The organism is Embleya scabrispora (genome assembly GCF_002024165.1).
Classification (GTDB): domain Bacteria; phylum Actinomycetota; class Actinomycetes; order Streptomycetales; family Streptomycetaceae; genus Embleya; species Embleya scabrispora_A.
This window is the reverse complement of record NZ_MWQN01000007.1, coordinates 1-15,798: the sequence shown is the minus strand read 5'-3', so window position 1 is coordinate 15,798 and position 15,798 is coordinate 1. Positions and strand designations below refer to the sequence as shown.

Annotated in this window: 17 protein-coding genes; 11 read left to right on the top strand and 6 right to left on the bottom strand. The window is 71.5% G+C overall.

What is annotated here, in order from left to right; translation table 11 throughout:
* Nucleotides 1-75: 75 nt before the first annotated feature.
* From B4N89_RS49480 to B4N89_RS47235, 3 genes are all read left to right on the top strand, one after another.
* On the top strand, nucleotides 76-588 hold the full coding sequence (locus B4N89_RS49480; protein WP_143658514.1) for a hypothetical protein: 513 nt from the start codon (nucleotides 76-78) through the stop codon (nucleotides 586-588).
* A gap of 1,773 nt (nucleotides 589-2,361) precedes the next feature.
* On the top strand, nucleotides 2,362-2,631 hold the full coding sequence (locus B4N89_RS47240) for a hypothetical protein (RefSeq protein WP_078982884.1): 270 nt from the start codon (nucleotides 2,362-2,364) through the stop codon (nucleotides 2,629-2,631).
* Between the two features lie 321 nt (nucleotides 2,632-2,952).
* Nucleotides 2,953-3,516, top strand: a complete 564-nt coding sequence (locus B4N89_RS47235; protein ID WP_143658512.1) for a hypothetical protein — start codon at nucleotides 2,953-2,955, stop codon at nucleotides 3,514-3,516.
* Between the two features lie 255 nt (nucleotides 3,517-3,771).
* On the opposite strand, the gene B4N89_RS47230 is transcribed toward B4N89_RS47235, so the two are convergent.
* The gene (locus B4N89_RS47230; protein WP_078982882.1) at nucleotides 3,772-4,203 is read right to left on the bottom strand and encodes a DUF1877 family protein; all 432 of its coding nucleotides are present in this window, start codon (nucleotides 4,201-4,203) and stop codon (nucleotides 3,772-3,774) included.
* Between the two features lie 156 nt (nucleotides 4,204-4,359).
* Between B4N89_RS47230 and B4N89_RS52485 the strand changes: the two genes are divergently transcribed.
* The 3 genes from B4N89_RS52485 to B4N89_RS47215 all read left to right on the top strand — a co-directional run bounded on the left by B4N89_RS52485 (nucleotide 4,360) and on the right by B4N89_RS47215 (nucleotide 6,674).
* Nucleotides 4,360-4,911: a hypothetical protein gene (locus B4N89_RS52485; protein ID WP_235619412.1), complete on the top strand. Its 552-nt coding sequence runs from the start codon at nucleotides 4,360-4,362 to the stop codon at nucleotides 4,909-4,911.
* 122 nt (nucleotides 4,912-5,033) lie between these two features.
* Nucleotides 5,034-5,618, top strand: coding sequence for a hypothetical protein (locus B4N89_RS52480; protein ID WP_235619411.1), 585 nt, complete (start codon nucleotides 5,034-5,036; stop codon nucleotides 5,616-5,618).
* 159 nt (nucleotides 5,619-5,777) lie between these two features.
* Nucleotides 5,778-6,674, top strand: a complete 897-nt coding sequence (locus B4N89_RS47215; protein WP_143658510.1) for a hypothetical protein — start codon at nucleotides 5,778-5,780, stop codon at nucleotides 6,672-6,674.
* 375 nt (nucleotides 6,675-7,049) lie between these two features.
* Here the strand turns inward: B4N89_RS47215 and B4N89_RS47205 are convergent, their stop codons facing one another.
* A complete protein-coding gene (locus tag B4N89_RS47205) occupies nucleotides 7,050-7,490 on the bottom strand; it encodes a DUF6210 family protein (protein ID WP_143658508.1) in 441 nt (146 codons plus the stop codon).
* A 318-nt stretch (nucleotides 7,491-7,808) separates the two neighbouring features.
* Between B4N89_RS47205 and B4N89_RS47200 the strand changes: the two genes are divergently transcribed.
* On the top strand, nucleotides 7,809-8,072 hold the full coding sequence (locus tag B4N89_RS47200; RefSeq protein WP_143658507.1) for a hypothetical protein: 264 nt from the start codon (nucleotides 7,809-7,811) through the stop codon (nucleotides 8,070-8,072).
* Nucleotides 8,069-8,320 carry a hypothetical protein gene (locus B4N89_RS52930; RefSeq protein ID WP_078982877.1) on the top strand — a complete coding sequence of 84 codons (252 nt, stop codon included), beginning with the start codon at nucleotides 8,069-8,071 and terminating at the stop codon, nucleotides 8,318-8,320. The genes B4N89_RS47200 and B4N89_RS52930 overlap by 4 nt, the downstream gene beginning before the upstream one ends.
* A 183-nt stretch (nucleotides 8,321-8,503) precedes the next feature.
* On the opposite strand, the gene B4N89_RS47190 is transcribed toward B4N89_RS52930, so the two are convergent.
* The gene (locus tag B4N89_RS47190; RefSeq protein ID WP_078982876.1) at nucleotides 8,504-9,808 is read right to left on the bottom strand and encodes a helix-turn-helix domain-containing protein; all 1,305 of its coding nucleotides are present in this window, start codon (nucleotides 9,806-9,808) and stop codon (nucleotides 8,504-8,506) included.
* Between the two features lie 205 nt (nucleotides 9,809-10,013).
* Between B4N89_RS47190 and B4N89_RS47185 the strand changes: the two genes are divergently transcribed.
* From B4N89_RS47185 to B4N89_RS47175, 3 genes are read left to right on the top strand one after another with little or no spacing between them, the layout of a single operon-like run.
* Complete coding sequence (locus B4N89_RS47185; protein WP_078973826.1) at nucleotides 10,014-10,229, top strand: hypothetical protein; 216 nt, start codon at nucleotides 10,014-10,016, stop codon at nucleotides 10,227-10,229.
* Nucleotides 10,229-11,203, top strand: coding sequence for a hypothetical protein (locus B4N89_RS47180; RefSeq protein WP_078973825.1), 975 nt, complete (start codon nucleotides 10,229-10,231; stop codon nucleotides 11,201-11,203). Before B4N89_RS47185 ends, B4N89_RS47180 begins: the two co-directional genes overlap by 1 nt.
* A 2-nt stretch (nucleotides 11,204-11,205) precedes the next feature.
* Nucleotides 11,206-12,006 carry a hypothetical protein gene (locus tag B4N89_RS47175; protein WP_235618398.1) on the top strand — a complete coding sequence of 267 codons (801 nt, stop codon included), beginning with the start codon at nucleotides 11,206-11,208 and terminating at the stop codon, nucleotides 12,004-12,006.
* Nucleotides 12,007-12,082: 76 nt separating this feature from the next.
* On the opposite strand, the gene B4N89_RS47170 is transcribed toward B4N89_RS47175, so the two are convergent.
* The 3 genes from B4N89_RS47170 to B4N89_RS47160 form a co-directional block, all read right to left on the bottom strand.
* Entirely contained in the window at nucleotides 12,083-12,637 is a 555-nt protein-coding gene (locus B4N89_RS47170) for a hypothetical protein (protein ID WP_235618397.1), read from the bottom strand.
* Nucleotides 12,638-12,867: 230 nt separating this feature from the next.
* The gene (locus B4N89_RS53240; RefSeq protein WP_321170770.1) at nucleotides 12,868-14,568 is read right to left on the bottom strand and encodes a hypothetical protein; all 1,701 of its coding nucleotides are present in this window, start codon (nucleotides 14,566-14,568) and stop codon (nucleotides 12,868-12,870) included.
* A 229-nt stretch (nucleotides 14,569-14,797) separates the two neighbouring features.
* Nucleotides 14,798-15,798 (bottom strand): PucR family transcriptional regulator (locus B4N89_RS47160; protein ID WP_143658505.1); only part of this gene is annotated, 1,001 nt, incomplete at its 5' end.

Below are 15,798 nucleotides of genomic sequence, written 5' to 3'. Positions count from 1 at the left end.
TGCGAGACGTGCCGGAGTATTGCGCCGCATGTATGGGAACGGAGAGGGATGATGGACAGCTCGAGGATCGGCTGGATGGAAGCCCTGATTCCAGGACTTGCGGCGCATCGCATATCATCGATTTCATACGTCCAATGGGACCTTGTCGAAACGGGGATCGGTACGACGCTTCCCAGCGACTTCAAGTGGTTCGCGGAGTGTTATCCGCCACTCGTTTTCGATGGATTTTTGGCCGTCAATGTCCCTTCTCCCGGGAAGGAGTCCGAGTACCTTCGAGATATGGATAATGCATTGCAAGCTCTCCGGTATATGACGGAGGGCGATGAAGCGGATGGATACCAAGCATTCCCGGAGAAAAATGGATTGCTTCCGTGGGGGAAGTCTTTCCACGGTGACGTTTTTCATTGGTTGACGAGGTCTGACCCGGATAGTTGGTCAATGGTGATCGAGACGACAAACGGCGATTGGCTTCCTTGCCCCGAAGGCGTTACGGATTTTCTGGCTCGGTTTCTTGGGCGCCAAGGGGAAGTGCGAGGAATGCCCAGCAATTTTCCCAACTCCCCGGTGACGGTGACGCTGCGCATGTGATTGCGCAGTTGAACGCGTGTGCGGCCCGCGGCGAACCATCCGGCTCCGGCGCCGGCCGGTCCGAGTGGCGTTCGCATGCGCCGGCTCCGACATGGGGCTTCAGTCGCGTCGATTCGCGATGTCCACCGGCGCCGCGACGTTGGACTCGCCGGATTGTCGCGTGGGGGCCCGGAACCGACAGGATCGCGACATGTCACCACGCAAGGCCCGTCCGCAGGGTCACTGTTCTCGTTGCACCTGTGCGTGGTGGGGGGCCGACGTCGCCGACTGCTGGAACGCCGTATACGACGCGGGCCGCCTCCTCGGATACATCCGTCCGGACTGCCAGGTGCCCCAGGAGAGCGCGGAGGCGGAGGTCAAGGCCGCGACTCCCGACTACACGAACGCGTTGATGAACTCCGGGGGGCGGCCGATGGCGGTGCCCAAGGGGTCCTGGCATACGGTCACCGCCATGGAGCACCCCCTGGTGCGGAAGGACCCGGCCGTGCACCCGGCGCTCGCCGTGGAGCGTGCGGAACTGCGCATCGCCGTGGGCCCGCAGAGCGACGCCCGGCTTCACGGACTCTTCGACGGGACCTGCGCGCGGTACTGGAGCGAGAGCACGCCCGGCCCGGGGAGCGCACGATCGTCCACAACCCGATCGAGGGCTTCGACCCGGACACCATGCTGTTCGTCGAGGACCACGCGATGTGCCAAGGCCACGAGGATGGGGCGAGTTGCTGCTGACGTTCTCGCCTCTTGTGAACCCGTACCTCCTCGACGCTTCGCCCCGCCGGTCGCGGATGCCCTGCGCGCAGTACTCCTGGCGCCCCGAACCTGAGGCGGACCGTCACGGAGCAGGCGACCACCGCACGCGTCCCGCCGGGTGTGGAGGAACCGGCGACGCCTGCTCGGCCGTCCCTTGACCATCGGCGCCACGGCCGGGGTCGTCTCCGCAAGGGCGTTGCGCCGATGGCCGCGTCCGAGAGAGCGAACCTGCGGCCGCCATGGGTGGCCGAAGCAGCGGTCCCACCACGTGGCCCGCACCCGAAGTGGCCGAGTGGCGGATCGCACTGCACGCGGGGGCTCGGCTGCGGTCGGCCGGGCCGGCGGCGTCGGGATGCCTCTCGCCGGGGGACGTCGGCCCCCCGATCGCGGCACGGCGGTGGCTGTGCGGCTACTGCCCGATTCCGATGACTGGCAGTCAGGTGACGGGTCGCCGGAACCCCGTGGTCGCCGGGACACTCTCGGCGAGTCGGGGGAGTGGATCGGCTATGCCCGACTCGTCAGGTGCCGGTCCCCGCAGTCCGGGCAGCGATAGCAGCGCCCGACCACACGGTCGGCCCTGGGATTTCGATATTGCCCCAGACCCGCGACGGCGGACTCTCGGTCGGGGTGGCGAACCTTGCCGCTCGGGCACCCGCCTCGCCCGGGCTTGGGGACCGGGGACGCTACGTCGTCGGCGAGAGCCGCTCGCCAGCCTGCCGTGAGGACCGCCCTGTCGTCCTCGTCGGCAATCGGACCGACCGTCTCGGCTGCCCCGCTTCGCCGAGCCCCTGTCACCTCACGGCGCTACGGTCCCGCCATGGGCTACCGGGGCTACATCATCGTTGCCAAAGGCGACCACACACTCGCCGAACATCCAGCCGTCGCCGCGTTCGGCAGCCGTGGCTGGGAGGAGGACTACCCCAGGGGTCCCTGGCGGGAGATCCACATGAGTTCGCGCCCGCGCGACGACGCGGACATCACCGCCGTGGTCGGCGTGACCGGCGCCCCTGCCATGCGTTCTACGTCATGGACGACGACTGCGCGATCGGCGAGGCCGCCACACCATCGGGCCTGCGCTGGGACGGCGTCTTCGTCGAGGAATGCGTCCTCAGCGACTACCCGGACGCGCTCCCCACCGACTACCAGCGCGACAATGCCGTCGCCGGAGCCGTCGCCTGGGCCGCCGAAGCAGGCCTCACCGCCGACCTCGCCAAGATCGAACTCGCCTTTGCCCGAGGCTGGTTGCACAACCTCTACGACGCCGTCGGCCTCCCCCACATCGCCTACACCGAATAGGACCCAGAGGCGGCCGCGTGCTGCTGTCGGGGTCGGACGGAACTCACGACAACCGAATACGCAACGCCGTCGGCACCATGCTGTTGTGTGCTGCCCTTCCAACACTTGTCCCGGACGTCGACGCCACCCTCCACCGGGAACGCGACGATCGAAGCCGCACGCGCCGTCGAACGACGGGTCGACCGGCCCGGCGCCCCGGCCGGAACTCGGCGTTTGGAACGTCGCGTCGAGGCGGGGTTACGCTGCACGGCACGTCGCGATGCGGGGGTGGGGGATGGACACCGTGCGTGCGAACCGCGCGGTCCACGGGGATCGGGTCGTGTGGGGGGTGTGCGCACCGGCGGGATCGCCACGAACGCGACCGCGGGTGTCGCCGTCCCGGTCCTCGCGGCGATCATGGCGGGCGCGGGCCTGGCCGGCGTGAGCGGGCCGCTCACGACGCGCCGATGGGTCCTGCTGCTCGCCTTGGCCGGCATCGGCCTGCTCCTCGCGTTGGTCCCCGTCCACCTCGCGCACACCCGGGCTCGACGCCGTCTCGAGATCGGCCCGCACGCGCTCGTCCTGCACGACGCACACACCACCGTCCCCCTGCCCTGGCGCGCGATCGCCGAGATCACGCTGACACTGCGTCCGGGGCGGCGCCCCGACGCGGGGACGGTGCGCCTGGACGTGCGCCTGCGCGACGGCACGCTCCGGCGCCGCGCGATGTACCACATCGAGGAGGACATGTTCCGGCCCCCGGCCCTGGATCCGTTTCCCGGGGTGGTCGTCGCCGGGGCGCGGTACACCGTCGACGCAGCGCGGGTGATCCGCGACGAGATCGCCGCCCCGACCGCGAACACGCGGCCTGCCGTGCCGCCACGACCGTCCACGCCACCGCCGTGACCGCAGCCCGCCGCCCCGCCGCAGGCGCGGGCAAGTGTCGGTCGGGTTCGGCAGCATGCTCGCACGTTCCGCGGACGCGACGACATCGACCGGGTGTTGATGCGGCAGGCGAACGGGTTCGTCGTGTGGAGCTTGCGGCGATGTGATCGGGACCTCGACGCCGCGCATGCCAACCACGGTCGTGCGTTCGGTCGGGTCCCGAACACCGCGACACCCGGCCGGGGCAGGTTGGTTCCGGACCGCGTCGAACGGTCCTCAGTCGATCCACACCACCATGGCCAGGTCCCGCCGGGCGGCTTCCGCGTAGAACGCCCGCAGCCGGTCCAACGCGCCCGCCACATAGGGCACGAGCCCGATTCCGGCCATGAGAGCCACGATGTCCTCGACGCGGAATCGGAACACGGTGGCGGTCTCCTCCGCGGTCGGGGGTATCGCGGCGAGGACCCGGTCGGCGTCGACGGCGTCCAGGGCGGCGGCGATTTCGGCGACGGCCCCGGGGGCCAGGAGGTCGGGTGGCTCGGTCATGCCGTCGTAGACCCCGTCGTGGTCCAGGAAGGCGATGTCCCCGCCGGGGTCGCCGTCCAGGGCGCGGTCGATCGCGATCACCGACGCGGACTCGAGGCCGGCCCGACGAAACAGCGCCGGCAAGGGCCAGGCGTCCCAGTTCAGGTCGAGACAGTCCTCCACGGGCGGATCCCAACCCGGATCACCCGTGGACGACGCGGCCGCTCGGCGACGACAAGCCTCGATGTACGCCGGAGTCACCCTCGCGAACTGCTGTGTCAACGCCACCGGCACAGTCTTGCGCACCCCTGCGGTGACGTCGCCGGACAACTCGCCCTGGTGCCGCACGAATACGCCGAGCACGTGCTGGACGAGGTGGCCGTACTGCGGGTGCGGACGAGGTACGGACACGTGTACCTCGAGATGTTCCGTACGTATCCCCCGGGCGCCACCGACGGCTGCTTCCACTCGATCGACCCTGTGCTGCCGCCGCTCGGCGCGCGGGAGAACCGGTTCACCCCCGCCCACGAGATCCGACTCGCCGTCCTGCTCCACGCGTACGCCGAACACGAACTCGACCAGTGGACCGCACTGGGGACACGCACCACCCCCGGTCCGGTCCGCATCGGCATCACCAACTCGACTCCCTACAGCGGGACCCACGCCGACGCCCGATCGCTCGATCACTCCTCCCCGCACGGGGTGCCGGACCCTGAGGTCCGGGAGAACCGCGGGCAGGGCCCGGTCGTCGGCGGGTTCCTTGCGTCCGGCGCGCCGCCGGGGCCGTCGCTGCCTGCGGTGACGGCGGACCCGGCCGCCGGTGCGCGACCGTACCGGCGCCCTTGCCGCCCTCGCGCATGTCGTACGGCCTTCCCGCACGTCCACCCGTAGATTCCTGGCATGAGCGATGACGAGGAATACCTGGACAAGAGCCCGGTCGCCGCCCGAAGGGGAAGGCCGCCGAGTATCTGGTTGCTGCCTCGTGCATCCTGGCCACGGAAGGCGAGTTGAACGTGGCGACTTCGCTCGTGGACGACGAAGGAGTCGACCTTGTTTTCCATCGTCGCGGGAGTTCCGCCACCCTCGCGGTGCAGGTGAAGGCCCGGATGTCCACCGGGGTGCAAGTTCGACAGGGCAGGTTGATGGCCTTCGTGCGCTCGCAGACGTTCCGGCCGAGGGCCGATCTGGACATGCTGTTCGTCGCGGTGGATGTCGAACTCGGGGCGATCACGACGGCCTGGCTCGTGCCGAGTCCCGAGTTCGCCAAGATGGTGACCGAGCCGAACAGCAAAGGAAAATTTGGGTTCTCGGCATCGATGAAGCCGCAAGCCAAGGATCGCTGGACCCCATTCCGGCTGACGGCCGCGGAGCTTCCCAAGCGCATCCTGATCGACTTGCCGAGACGGAGAAGGTCAAGGGCGAGTAGGTGGGATCGCCCGCCTGTCTACCCCTCACGTGGGGGTCGTTCGGGTGGGGATGACGAACCCGCCCATGAGCCGGGCCCCTGCCTGCGGTCCCGGCCCTCAGGGTCCGGTGCCCGGTGTGAGGGGGAGGCGGTCGAGCGATCGGGCGTCGTCGGGGGTCCCGTTGTGGGGTGAGGCCGGGGGGAGTGTCACTCCGATGTGGGCGTGGGAGGCCCCGGAGCGATCTCGACGGGTGTGCCGATGCCGGTGGCGGCCCGGGGAAGGCGCGGTCGTCGACCCGGCGTTCGACGTGGTCTCCGGTGTGTGTCGGGGCCGTCGGTGATGATCGTTCCCGTGACCGATTCTCCGGCGCCCGGCGCCCCTCTCGCCGATTTCGACGCGTACGCCCGGGCGGTCGCCGCCGTCTTCGCGGCGGACGACGCCCGTCGCCGGGGGTGGGGGCCCCGGTTGGCCGAGGACGTGTACGAGGCGTTGGTGTACGCGGTCGAGCGGTACGAGCACGAGAACCTCGAGGAGGTCCTCGCCGACCGACCCTCGCGTCCGCCGGTCGAGGACGTGCTCGCGGGTGCGGGCGTGCCGGAGGGGCCGCCGACCCGGGGGCCGGACGGTGCCTGGACCGTGAGGCGGCGGGTCTCGGATGCCTTCACGGGGGCGACCGCGGCCGCGGTGTTCGGGGCCGGGCCCGCCGGATGGGACGAGTGGGTCCATGCGCCCGGCGTCGGTGTCGGCCCGCTCCGGTTCGGCATGACCGTCGACGCAGCGGTCGAGGCGGCGGCCGGGATACCGGGCCGGACGAGCGTCGGCGACTGCGCGCCGGGCCACACGAGCTTCTCCCGGACGTGGAGGATCGAGGTCCGCCGCCGCGAGCCCGCTAGCTCACCGCCCGCGGTCACGGCGTACGTGAGCCGGGCCGCGGGGTTGTTCTGCGTCGCCGTCGACGCCGAACACGGCCCCCGAGTCGCCTACGACGGACTCGCGCTGGTCGGCAGGGACCGAGCGGAGTTGGAGAGCGAGGCGATCGCATACGCCGAGGCGCGGGGCGTCTGGCTTCGCTACTCGCACGCGGGCTACGCGGGGCCGGACGATTCCGGGATCGTGATGTGCGGGCAGACGGTCGGGGCGGTCGTGCGATCGCGCCCGTTGTTCATGGTGACGCGCGACGGCGCGAACACCGAATGGGACTCGCTGCCCTCCGAGGAGTACCCGGGCAACGGCGATCCCCTGGTCTGACGTCGTGGGGCGGCACCCGCCCACGACGGGACGGTCGACCACGCGAACGACGGGCTCCGACCGCCGCGGGCCGACCGCGACCGAGAGCCACGACCCGGCGGCGCGCCGGACGCGACGAAACCGCCGACGGCCGGCCCCGTTCGACGACCCGTCGAACGGGAACGGCTCCGGCGAACGCGCCGGTGCCGCCGCGCACCACCCGCTTCGACGGCGCGAAAGCCGTCGACGCCGTCGACACCGCCGTGATGGAACGCGTCCATCGCAGGCCCCGGGTCCCGGACCCGAGGCGCGCCCGGGGCGGGCGGTCGTCGCGTGCCGGGGACACGGTCCGGCCCTTGCCGATGTCGCCGTGCCCGCGTGCCCGGTGACGGGGGTTCAGTCGGAGTTGGACCAGACCAGGATGCCGGGCCCGAACTCCGTGGTCACCGGGACGTGCGCCTCGGTCATCTCCTCCAAGCGGCTCTCGTCGACGACGATGCGGGTCAGGTCGTCGCCGTAGGGGGGCGAGGGTTCGCCGGTCGCGGGGATCCGGATCAGGGCGACGGCCGCGCGCAGCGCGGGCAGGTGCTCGGGAATGGACGCCATCGCCACCGGCGCGCTGCGCAGCCGATGCACGAACAGGTCGATCAACGCGGCATACCCCTCCGGCGACTCGACCGGCACCAGATATCCCTCGATCGCGCCCTGGCAGCAGGAATGACCCCCGTGCTGGAGCTGATAGACGACTCCGGAGGGCCCCTCCAGGACCACGTGGAGCCAGTCGTGATCGAGATCCTCGACCTGGCCCAGGTCCACATACACGCGACGGTTCACCATGACCGCATCCTGTACCGCCGCCCCCCGTGTCGCCTCCCCCTTTTTTCCTGATCCCGACCGCGGACGTCGCGACGGGCCGGCGGCACCTGCTCGATCGACTGTGACGGCGACGGCCCACGGCCGAGCGGAAGGCCCCGAGCCGCCGGCTACGTTTCGTGACGCCGAGGGCGCTCGACGGCTGCCCCACGTGCCGTGAGGTACTGCCAACCCGGTTCTAGGTGGACCCGACGGCCACGGCCGTGCTGGTGCCGCGGCTATGCACGGCTCGGGGAGACGTTCGGCGACCTTCGCGCGGCTGCTCCCGTGTCGGCCGCACTCGTGAAGCCAGGGGGCGTCCGCCGGGCCCTCGACGACTTCGGCCCCGACCTGCGCGAGCAATTCGAACGGGAACTCGCCGACACCGCGATCGGCGACGTGGACAACCTCGTATTCCTGTGGTGGGGGATCGCCGTCATGGGCGCCGACCCCCGGGTACACGCCGACCTGCTCGCCGCCGACGCCGGAACCCTGGGCCCGCTGCACACCGCCGACGAGGTGTTCACCGACACCGGAACGGGCTGGTCCGGCAGGGTCCGCGAATGAGCTACACGGTGCAGTACACCGACCGCGTACGCATCGAGATCCAGGGCATGGCCCCCAAGACACGAACCGCCTTCGAGACGGGCATGTCCCTCGCCGCCGCCGACCCCTACGGCGCCGACTCCAAGCCCTACCCCAGAGGCAACAGCAAAGACCACCGCATCACCCACGTCGCAGGCGTCGCCATCATCACCTACCAGATCACCCCCGCGGCTCTCCTGGTCACCGTCGTGCAACTCGTCGCCCGCTGACCCCCACCCGCCCACCGAAGCATCGACCCTAGAACGTCGATGCGATCAGGTAGCCGGGCCGACCGGGGCCGTTCGCCCTATCGACGCAGGCGAAGCATCTCCGGCCACCGGCGACATGCGACCACAATGCATGTGCACCGCTGCGCCGTGACCCCGCTGAGCCGGGGCGCGGCCCCCGTGCCCTCAGCGCGTTCCGGTGGCGGTGAGGAGGTCCCGGACGCCGACAACGTGGGGGTGTCGTTCGGCGAGTTCGGTGACGATGGCGCGGATGGCCGGCCGGTCGCGGACCTCGCCGGGTGCTTCGCGGTGGGCTGCGATGAGGGCTGCGGCGGTCTGTTCGGGTTTGCGGAGTTGCCACCAGGCGCGGGCCATATCGGTGTGCAGGCGCCCGCGCCGCTCCGGAGCGGGGAACTGCCCCGGGTGCAGCTGGCGTCCGACGTCCAGGGCCGCGCCCGCGTCGCCCAGCGAGTACAGCACACCGACTTCGTACAGCCCCACCGACGCCGGGGTCACCGTGAACACCGTCCGCGCCTCCGGCCTGACCGGGACTCGCAGCACGGCGCGTTTGGCGTCGGCCGTCAACTCCAGCGCGTTCGCCCGGTCCCCGGCACCCGCGCAGGTGTATGCGGCGGTGCACAGCATCTGCGCGTACACGGCGGCCTGTTGCGGCGTGCCCAGCCCGGTGGCCTCCACCCGCGCGGCCGCGTCCAGCGTGACGCGTTGGGCGGTGGCCTCCTGCCCCTGGTGGCGCAGCACGATGGCGAGCATCCGCGCCGACGACGCGGCGGCGAGCGGCGAGCCGGACTGGTGTGCGTACACCGTCGCCCGGTCGGCGGCGGTCCGCGCCCTGTCGTATCGGCCGATCTTGGAGAGCGTCTCGGTGGCGAGGTCGTAGCACGCGGCCAGACGCGCGAACGCCACTACGTCGCCGGCGCCGTCCGCGTGGGTGTGCCCGGCCGCGAGCAACTCCGGCAGCGTCGCGATCAGTCGCGCGTGATCACCGGCGTCGTACAGCTCGCGCGCCCGCCGGAGCCGCGCGAGGACGTCGGCCGCCGTGGTGGGGGAGGGGCGGGTGGGGATGGACGCGAGCGCCTGGTCGACCCCGCCGAGCACGGTGACGGGTACGGCCGCGAGGGAGGCGGTCAGCAGGCGGCGTCGGCGCATCGGATCGTCCTCCTCGTCCCGCCGCGCGGCGGTCCGGGCCACCCTAGCCGGTAGCGGCGCACTCACGCCCAGTGCCGCGCCCAGCACCCCGGGAGGCATGTCCACCGCGGCGGCCAACCTGCGCAACACCGCCACATCCCGGCTCGAACGCGCGCCCGACTCCACCCGGGACACCGTCGACGCGGAGTACCCGACGATCGAACCCAGGTCGCGTTGCCGCCAGTTCCGCGCCAGACGACCCACCCGCACCAGACCACCGACATCACCCCGCGCGGCCAGGAGCCGCACACGCGGCGTGTCCCACGGCGGGCGCAGTTCGACCATCACGACCCCCAGGGAACGCGCGGACGACGTCCGCCCCCACCGTAGCCGGCGAATCACCCTGCGTCGACGCCGTGTGCACGACACGCACACCGATTGCACGATCCGCACACACCCTTCCCACGCCAGGGACGACGCGCTCTCCTGGAAACGCACAGCAGTTCACACCACCCGCCAAGGCGACCCGACACCTGAAAGGGCTTCCCCCATGGCCACACCGCTGCTCCTGACCCGCCGCCTCGCGGCCCCCGCACCGACCCGCGATGCGTCCCCGCTTCCCGACCACCACTATGACCCGCTGGTCGGCGCGAACGTGGTCGCGGACGGTCGCCTGCTGGTGAAGGCGGTCGATCCCGCGACGGTGGCGAACTACACCAGCACCCAGGACCAGGGCGGCGTGCGCCGCAAGGACGACCCCAAGTAATGCGCCTTCGCGAAGCCCGCGTGATCGTCGTCGCGGCCGAGAGCGATTTCACCGCCGACCTGGTGGTGAGTCGCCTCGACCGCGACGCGTTCGTCCGCATGGACCCCGGCCGCCTCCACGAAAGCCTCACCGTCGGCGGCCGGTTCGCCGCCGGTGCCTGGACCACCGTCGTCGACGACGTTTGGCGCACCGCGAGGATCGGCCCCGGATGCGCGGTGTACTGGCGCAAACCCACCCATCCCGACACACACCCCGACCCGGACGACCGATGGCGCGCCGAGGAGAACACCATCGCCCTCCTGGGACTGCTGCGCGCCCAACCGGTGCTGTGGGTCAACGATCCGGTCGTGGTGGACGCCGCCGAGCACAAACCCGCCCAACTCGCGTCCGCCGCCAGTCACGGCATGCGCGTACCCGACACGCTGTTCACGAGCGACCCGGCCCGAGCCCGCGCGTTCGTGACCGACCACCACGACAAGGTCGTGGTCAAGGCCCTGACCCAACGCCACACAACCTTCGTCCCCACCACCCGCCTGCGCGCGTCCGACGACCTCGACGCCATTGCCGGCACCCTCCACTACCTCCAAGCCCTCGTCGAGAACCGCCTCTTCGATGCCCGGGTGACCGTGGTCGGCGACCGCGTTTTCGCCGCCTCCATCACCACCCCCGGCGCCCTCGACTGGCGCACCGTCCTCGCCGCGGACTGCCGGCACGCCCCGATCACTCCACCCGCCGACGTCGAACGCGCCTGCCGGGAGCACGTACGCGACCTGGGCCTGCGCTACGCCGCGTTGGACTTCGTCGTCACCGCCGACGGCTGGACCTACCTGGAGACCAACTGCGCGGGCGAATTCGGCTGGATCGAAGCCCTGGCCGGCCTGCCGATCTCCACCGAGATCGCCCGACTCCTCACCCACCACACCCGCACGACCGCCACCCGACACCGCGTGGTGCCCATTCGCGCGAGGATGTGACGATGGACCCGCTGCTCGCCGCCGCTGTCGCCGCCCTCGATGTCACCGACGAGCCCCGCGCCCTGACCACACACCACACCCACGCCTGGCGCGCCGGCCGCTGGAAGATCAAGTCCACGGCCGACCCCGCGGCTGCGGTCCTGCTCCTGCACGAGGCCCGCGCGGTGCGGCTGCTGCACGCGCAGGGCCTGCATCCCGCGCACGCCGAACACGGGCGCGTCGGCGACGGGATCTGGACTGCGGTGGAGTTCCTACCCGGCGTCGACCTGTGGCAGTGGTGCGCCCCGGGCCGAGCCCCCGACCCGCCACCCGACTTCGCACCCCGCCTGCTCACCGTCGCCCACCGCGCGTTCACGGCGTTGGAACACCTGAACGGCGCCGGATGGCGCCATGGTGACCTCCAACCCTGGAACATCCTGATCGGCCCCACCGACGAGCCCGTGTTCGTCGACCACGAATACACCCATCACCCCGACCTGTTGCCACCGGCGGCCCCGTACCGCGGTGGCATGGACCACGCCACCACACCCGGCGTCGCCCAACGACTCCTGCACAGCGCACCCGACACCCACATCCGACTCACCCCCGCCGACGAACGCCACGCCCTCGCCGCCGCCCTGCGCTGGGCCTGGACCGGAACCACCCCCCAGACCACCCGGGACGTCGGGCCGGGCGTCACCCTCGACGACCTCCTCGAGGACATCGCCACCGGCCGACACCACGTTTCCCTCGCCCAGGCCCGCCCGTGGCCGGCCCCGGAACTCGAAGCCCTCATCGCACACGCCACCAGTGCACCCGACTGACTTCGGGTACCAGGGCGTGGGAGAGGGCGCGTCGGACCGGAGATGCCGATCCCTTCGCCCGGAATCGGGCGTGTGCTCAGGAGAACCTGCGCCATTCGTCGTCGGGGATGCGGCCCTCGGATGCGTCCGAGCATCGGGGTGCCCAGTCCCGGGCGACGAGGACCGGCCGGGTCGGGACGCGGTCCCCGGCGCGTTGGACGCGCATCACGACACCGATGTCGGGCGCGCACGGGTTCGCCTCCAGGGAGAACGCCGGTTCGATGGAGTGTGCGGTGAGATGGTCGATCAACGCGTCCTCCAGGAGGGACGGCACCCGGCCCACCAGCGGGATCCCGTCCAGGTCCACCTGCGGACCCATCCGCGCGTCGATCGCGATCGCGGCCAGCCCGATCGCCCGGTCGTAGTACAGGTGCACCCCCGCCCCCGCGCCGTAGTGGACGGGCCACATGTCGGCCTGTGACACCCACCCGGTGCCGTCCCCCTGCGAAACGATGGTCTTCAGGACCCCGTCGACCGCGGCCGCCGCCCGCTCGTGGGTCATGCCGAACCTCAACGGGCCCACGTGCTCGAACGGTGTGAACGACCACACCTCGCGCCGCGACTCCTCGACCACGTCCCACACACCCGCCACCCCGAAACCCCCGACCGCTCACGGATTCCCGGCCCGCGCTGCGGTCGACGCCGTGGCAACCATCCGTGCGACGGCATCGTTCGCCGTGCCGGGCCGTCGGCCCCGGACCCGGAACACGCGAGCGATACCGGGAGCGGAGCGGCGCACTGACGGGTTCCGGCATGGGCGTGTCACCCGCGCACAGTGCCCGGCCGGGGATGGTTCCGACTGCGCCGCCGGGTCCGACGTGTTCAGGGCCAGATCCGTACGACGTCGTCGAGGACGCGACACACATCGTCGGCCTCCATGTCCACACCGTGGGCTCGCAGGGCGGGTAGACATGCCACGAGGTGGCCCAGGACGTCCGCCCTGGCCCCGTGGTCGACGCCCGACCGGAACACGTGCAGGACGGCGTCCCGAGACAGGCGCGCGAGCTGCCGCGGCCCCAAGGAGGTTCCGAGGAACGCCTTCGTGATCTCCTCACCCCGGGCGAGGACGCAGTGCAGGTCCGCTTCCGTCAGGAGCGGCGCGATGACCTCGAACACCTGGACGCGCTCGTGGTCGTAGGCCAGCGCGAGGGTGGCGTCGAGAGCCCGGCTCACCTGTGACGCGGACAGGTACGGTACGAGGCCGGCGAGTGCCCGGGCCCGGTCGAAGTCGTTGGTGACCACGAGCGCGGTGTCGAGAGCCTGGACGACGACCTCCGCACGCTGCGGCTCGGACAGATGCGGCACGATGCCCGCGAGTGCCCGCGACCGGGGCCCGGGCGGGCGAGCGCGCGGGCCGTGTCCAGGGCCAGGGCCAGGACCCTGGCACGCTGCGCCCCGGACACACGCGACACGACACGCTCGAACAACCTGAACCGGTCGTTCTCGTTGGTGAACGTGGGCACCATGTCGAGCGCTCGGGAGAGCTGCGAAGCGGACAGGTACGGCACCAGGCCCAGGGGTACCCAGGCCCGGTGGATCTCCTCGGTGAACTCCAGCCGCGTCGAGCGCTCTGCGTATCTGCGACTCGGACAGGCACGGAGCGAGGCCCACGAGCGCTTGCGCCCGGTGGATCTCCTCGGTGAACTCCAGGGCCGCGTCGAAGGCCCGCCCCGATTCCGACTCGGAGAGGTGCGGCACGAGGCCCACGAGCGCCAGTGCCCGGCACGCCGCGTGGGTGGGTGAGGGGGTGCCGTCGAGGAGTCGGGTCAGGACGGTGGTGCGTTGTGGCTCGGACAGACGCGGCACGATACCCCCGAGCGCCGGTGCCCGGTCGTTCGCGTCGTGGAGGGCGAGGGCCGAGTCGAGGGCTTGGGCCAGGACGACAGTGCACTGCGGCCCGGGCAGATGCGCCGCGACGCGCGTGAGCGCCCAGGCGCGGTCGCGCGCGTCGTCGAGTGTGCGTGCTGTGTCGAGGGCTTCGGTCAGGAGGGTGGTGCGTTGCGGCTCAGGTAGGCGGGTCGAGATGTCCGCGAGCGCCCGGGCCCGGTTGCCGTCGTCGTCGAGTGCGAGGGCCATGTCGAGGGATTGGGCCAGGACGGCGGCGCCTTGCGGCCCGGACAGACGCGCCCCGATCTGCTCGACCACCGAGAACCGGCGGCTCTCGTCGGTGAGCGCGAGGCCCGCGTCGAGGACGTGACCCAGCTCCGCCTCGGGAAGGTGGCATGCGAGGTGTGTCAGCGCGTGTTCCCGAGCGTGCATATACGGGAGTTCGTGCGGGAGCGCGCGGAGCGTGCCGAGGGCCTGAGCCAGGACGCTCGCGCGTTGCGGCTCGGGCAGGTGCGGTACGACGTTCGCGAGCGCCCAGGCCCGGTCGCGCTCGTGGGTGAGCGCGAGGGCGGTATCGAGGGCCCGGTTCAGGACGGTGGTGCGGCGCGGTTCGGCCAGGTGCTCGGCGATCACGTCGGCGACGAACCGCTCGGCAATGGTGTCCTGGACCAGGAGCCGGGAGCCCGCCGTGCACATCTGGCCCGCGTTGAAGGTGATCGCCCAGGCTGCGGTTCTCGCGGCTTGGCGCGTCGGCGAACACCAACTGCGGGCTCGTGCCGCCGGGTTCGAGGTGCACCGCTTTCGCGTTGGACTCCCCGGAGTAGGTGAGCAACCCCACCGGATCACTCGGATCACAGCCCGGACTCCGGTCCGGTCCGCGAGCCGAGCAAGCGGTGCCGGCTCGCGACATCCAACCCGCGCCGCGCTACTCGGGGCCGGTGCCCGCCCGCTCGGTGCTCGGCCGTTCGCCCGGCAGCCAGCGCAGGGCGAACCACAATTCCATCCGAACGTCCGGGTCGTGCAGATTCAGGTCCAGCAGATCGCCGATCCTGACGACGCGCTGGCGCACGGTGTTGCGGTGCAGTCCGAGCGCGGTCGCGGTGCGGTCCCAGCTCCCGTGATGGGCGAGCCAGGTGCGCAGGGTTTCGAGCAGTACGTCGTAGCCGGGCGAGGGCGCATCGGCCAGCGCCGCGAATCGGGCGTGTGCCAGGGCGGCCGCGTCGGCCGCCGAAACGAGCGAGTGCATGCTCAGGTCCTGATGTCGATGCCGCCGGTTCGGGACCCCCGCCGCGAGCGCGTACCGCAACGCGCGCTCGGCCTGATTGGCAGCCACCGCGAGGTCGACCGTGGCCGACGGCGCGCTGAAGCCGAGCGTCCACCCGAGCCGATTCGCCGCCGCGGGGTCGGGGGCCGGCGAGCCGGGCGCGGTGGGCACCAACGCGTGGACTTCGCGCTCGCGCAGGTCCAGATACGGCGTGGCCAAAGCGGTCCCCAACGCGGCCAGTTGCACCGGGTAGTCTCCCGAATCGGGCCCCGGGCCCGGTCGCTGCCCGCCGAGCCGACCGCGGACCACGATCCAACCGGCCCCCGGCGTCGACGGCATCAACAGCGATGCCACATCCTGCGGTGACCCGCCGAGCATCAGCCGCACCAGCGCGGCCGAGCTGCGGCTGTCGCCGCCGAGGGCGTGCCGCGGGCTGGTCAGCAGGGACAACAGCACGGCCGCCACCGCGGTCACCGAGTGTTGTACCGCCGTCGGTGCGGTACCCGCGACGACCCCGATCGCCGGCGGCACGCCGCCGGCGTCCCCGCCCGGCAAAGCGTGCACGGTCAGGTGCAGCCCGCCGTGGTGGTCCGCGGCGGTCGAGGGTGCGACCCGATCCCGACCGGCCTCGCCGTGGCGCGACAGCGCGATGGTGCGCGCCA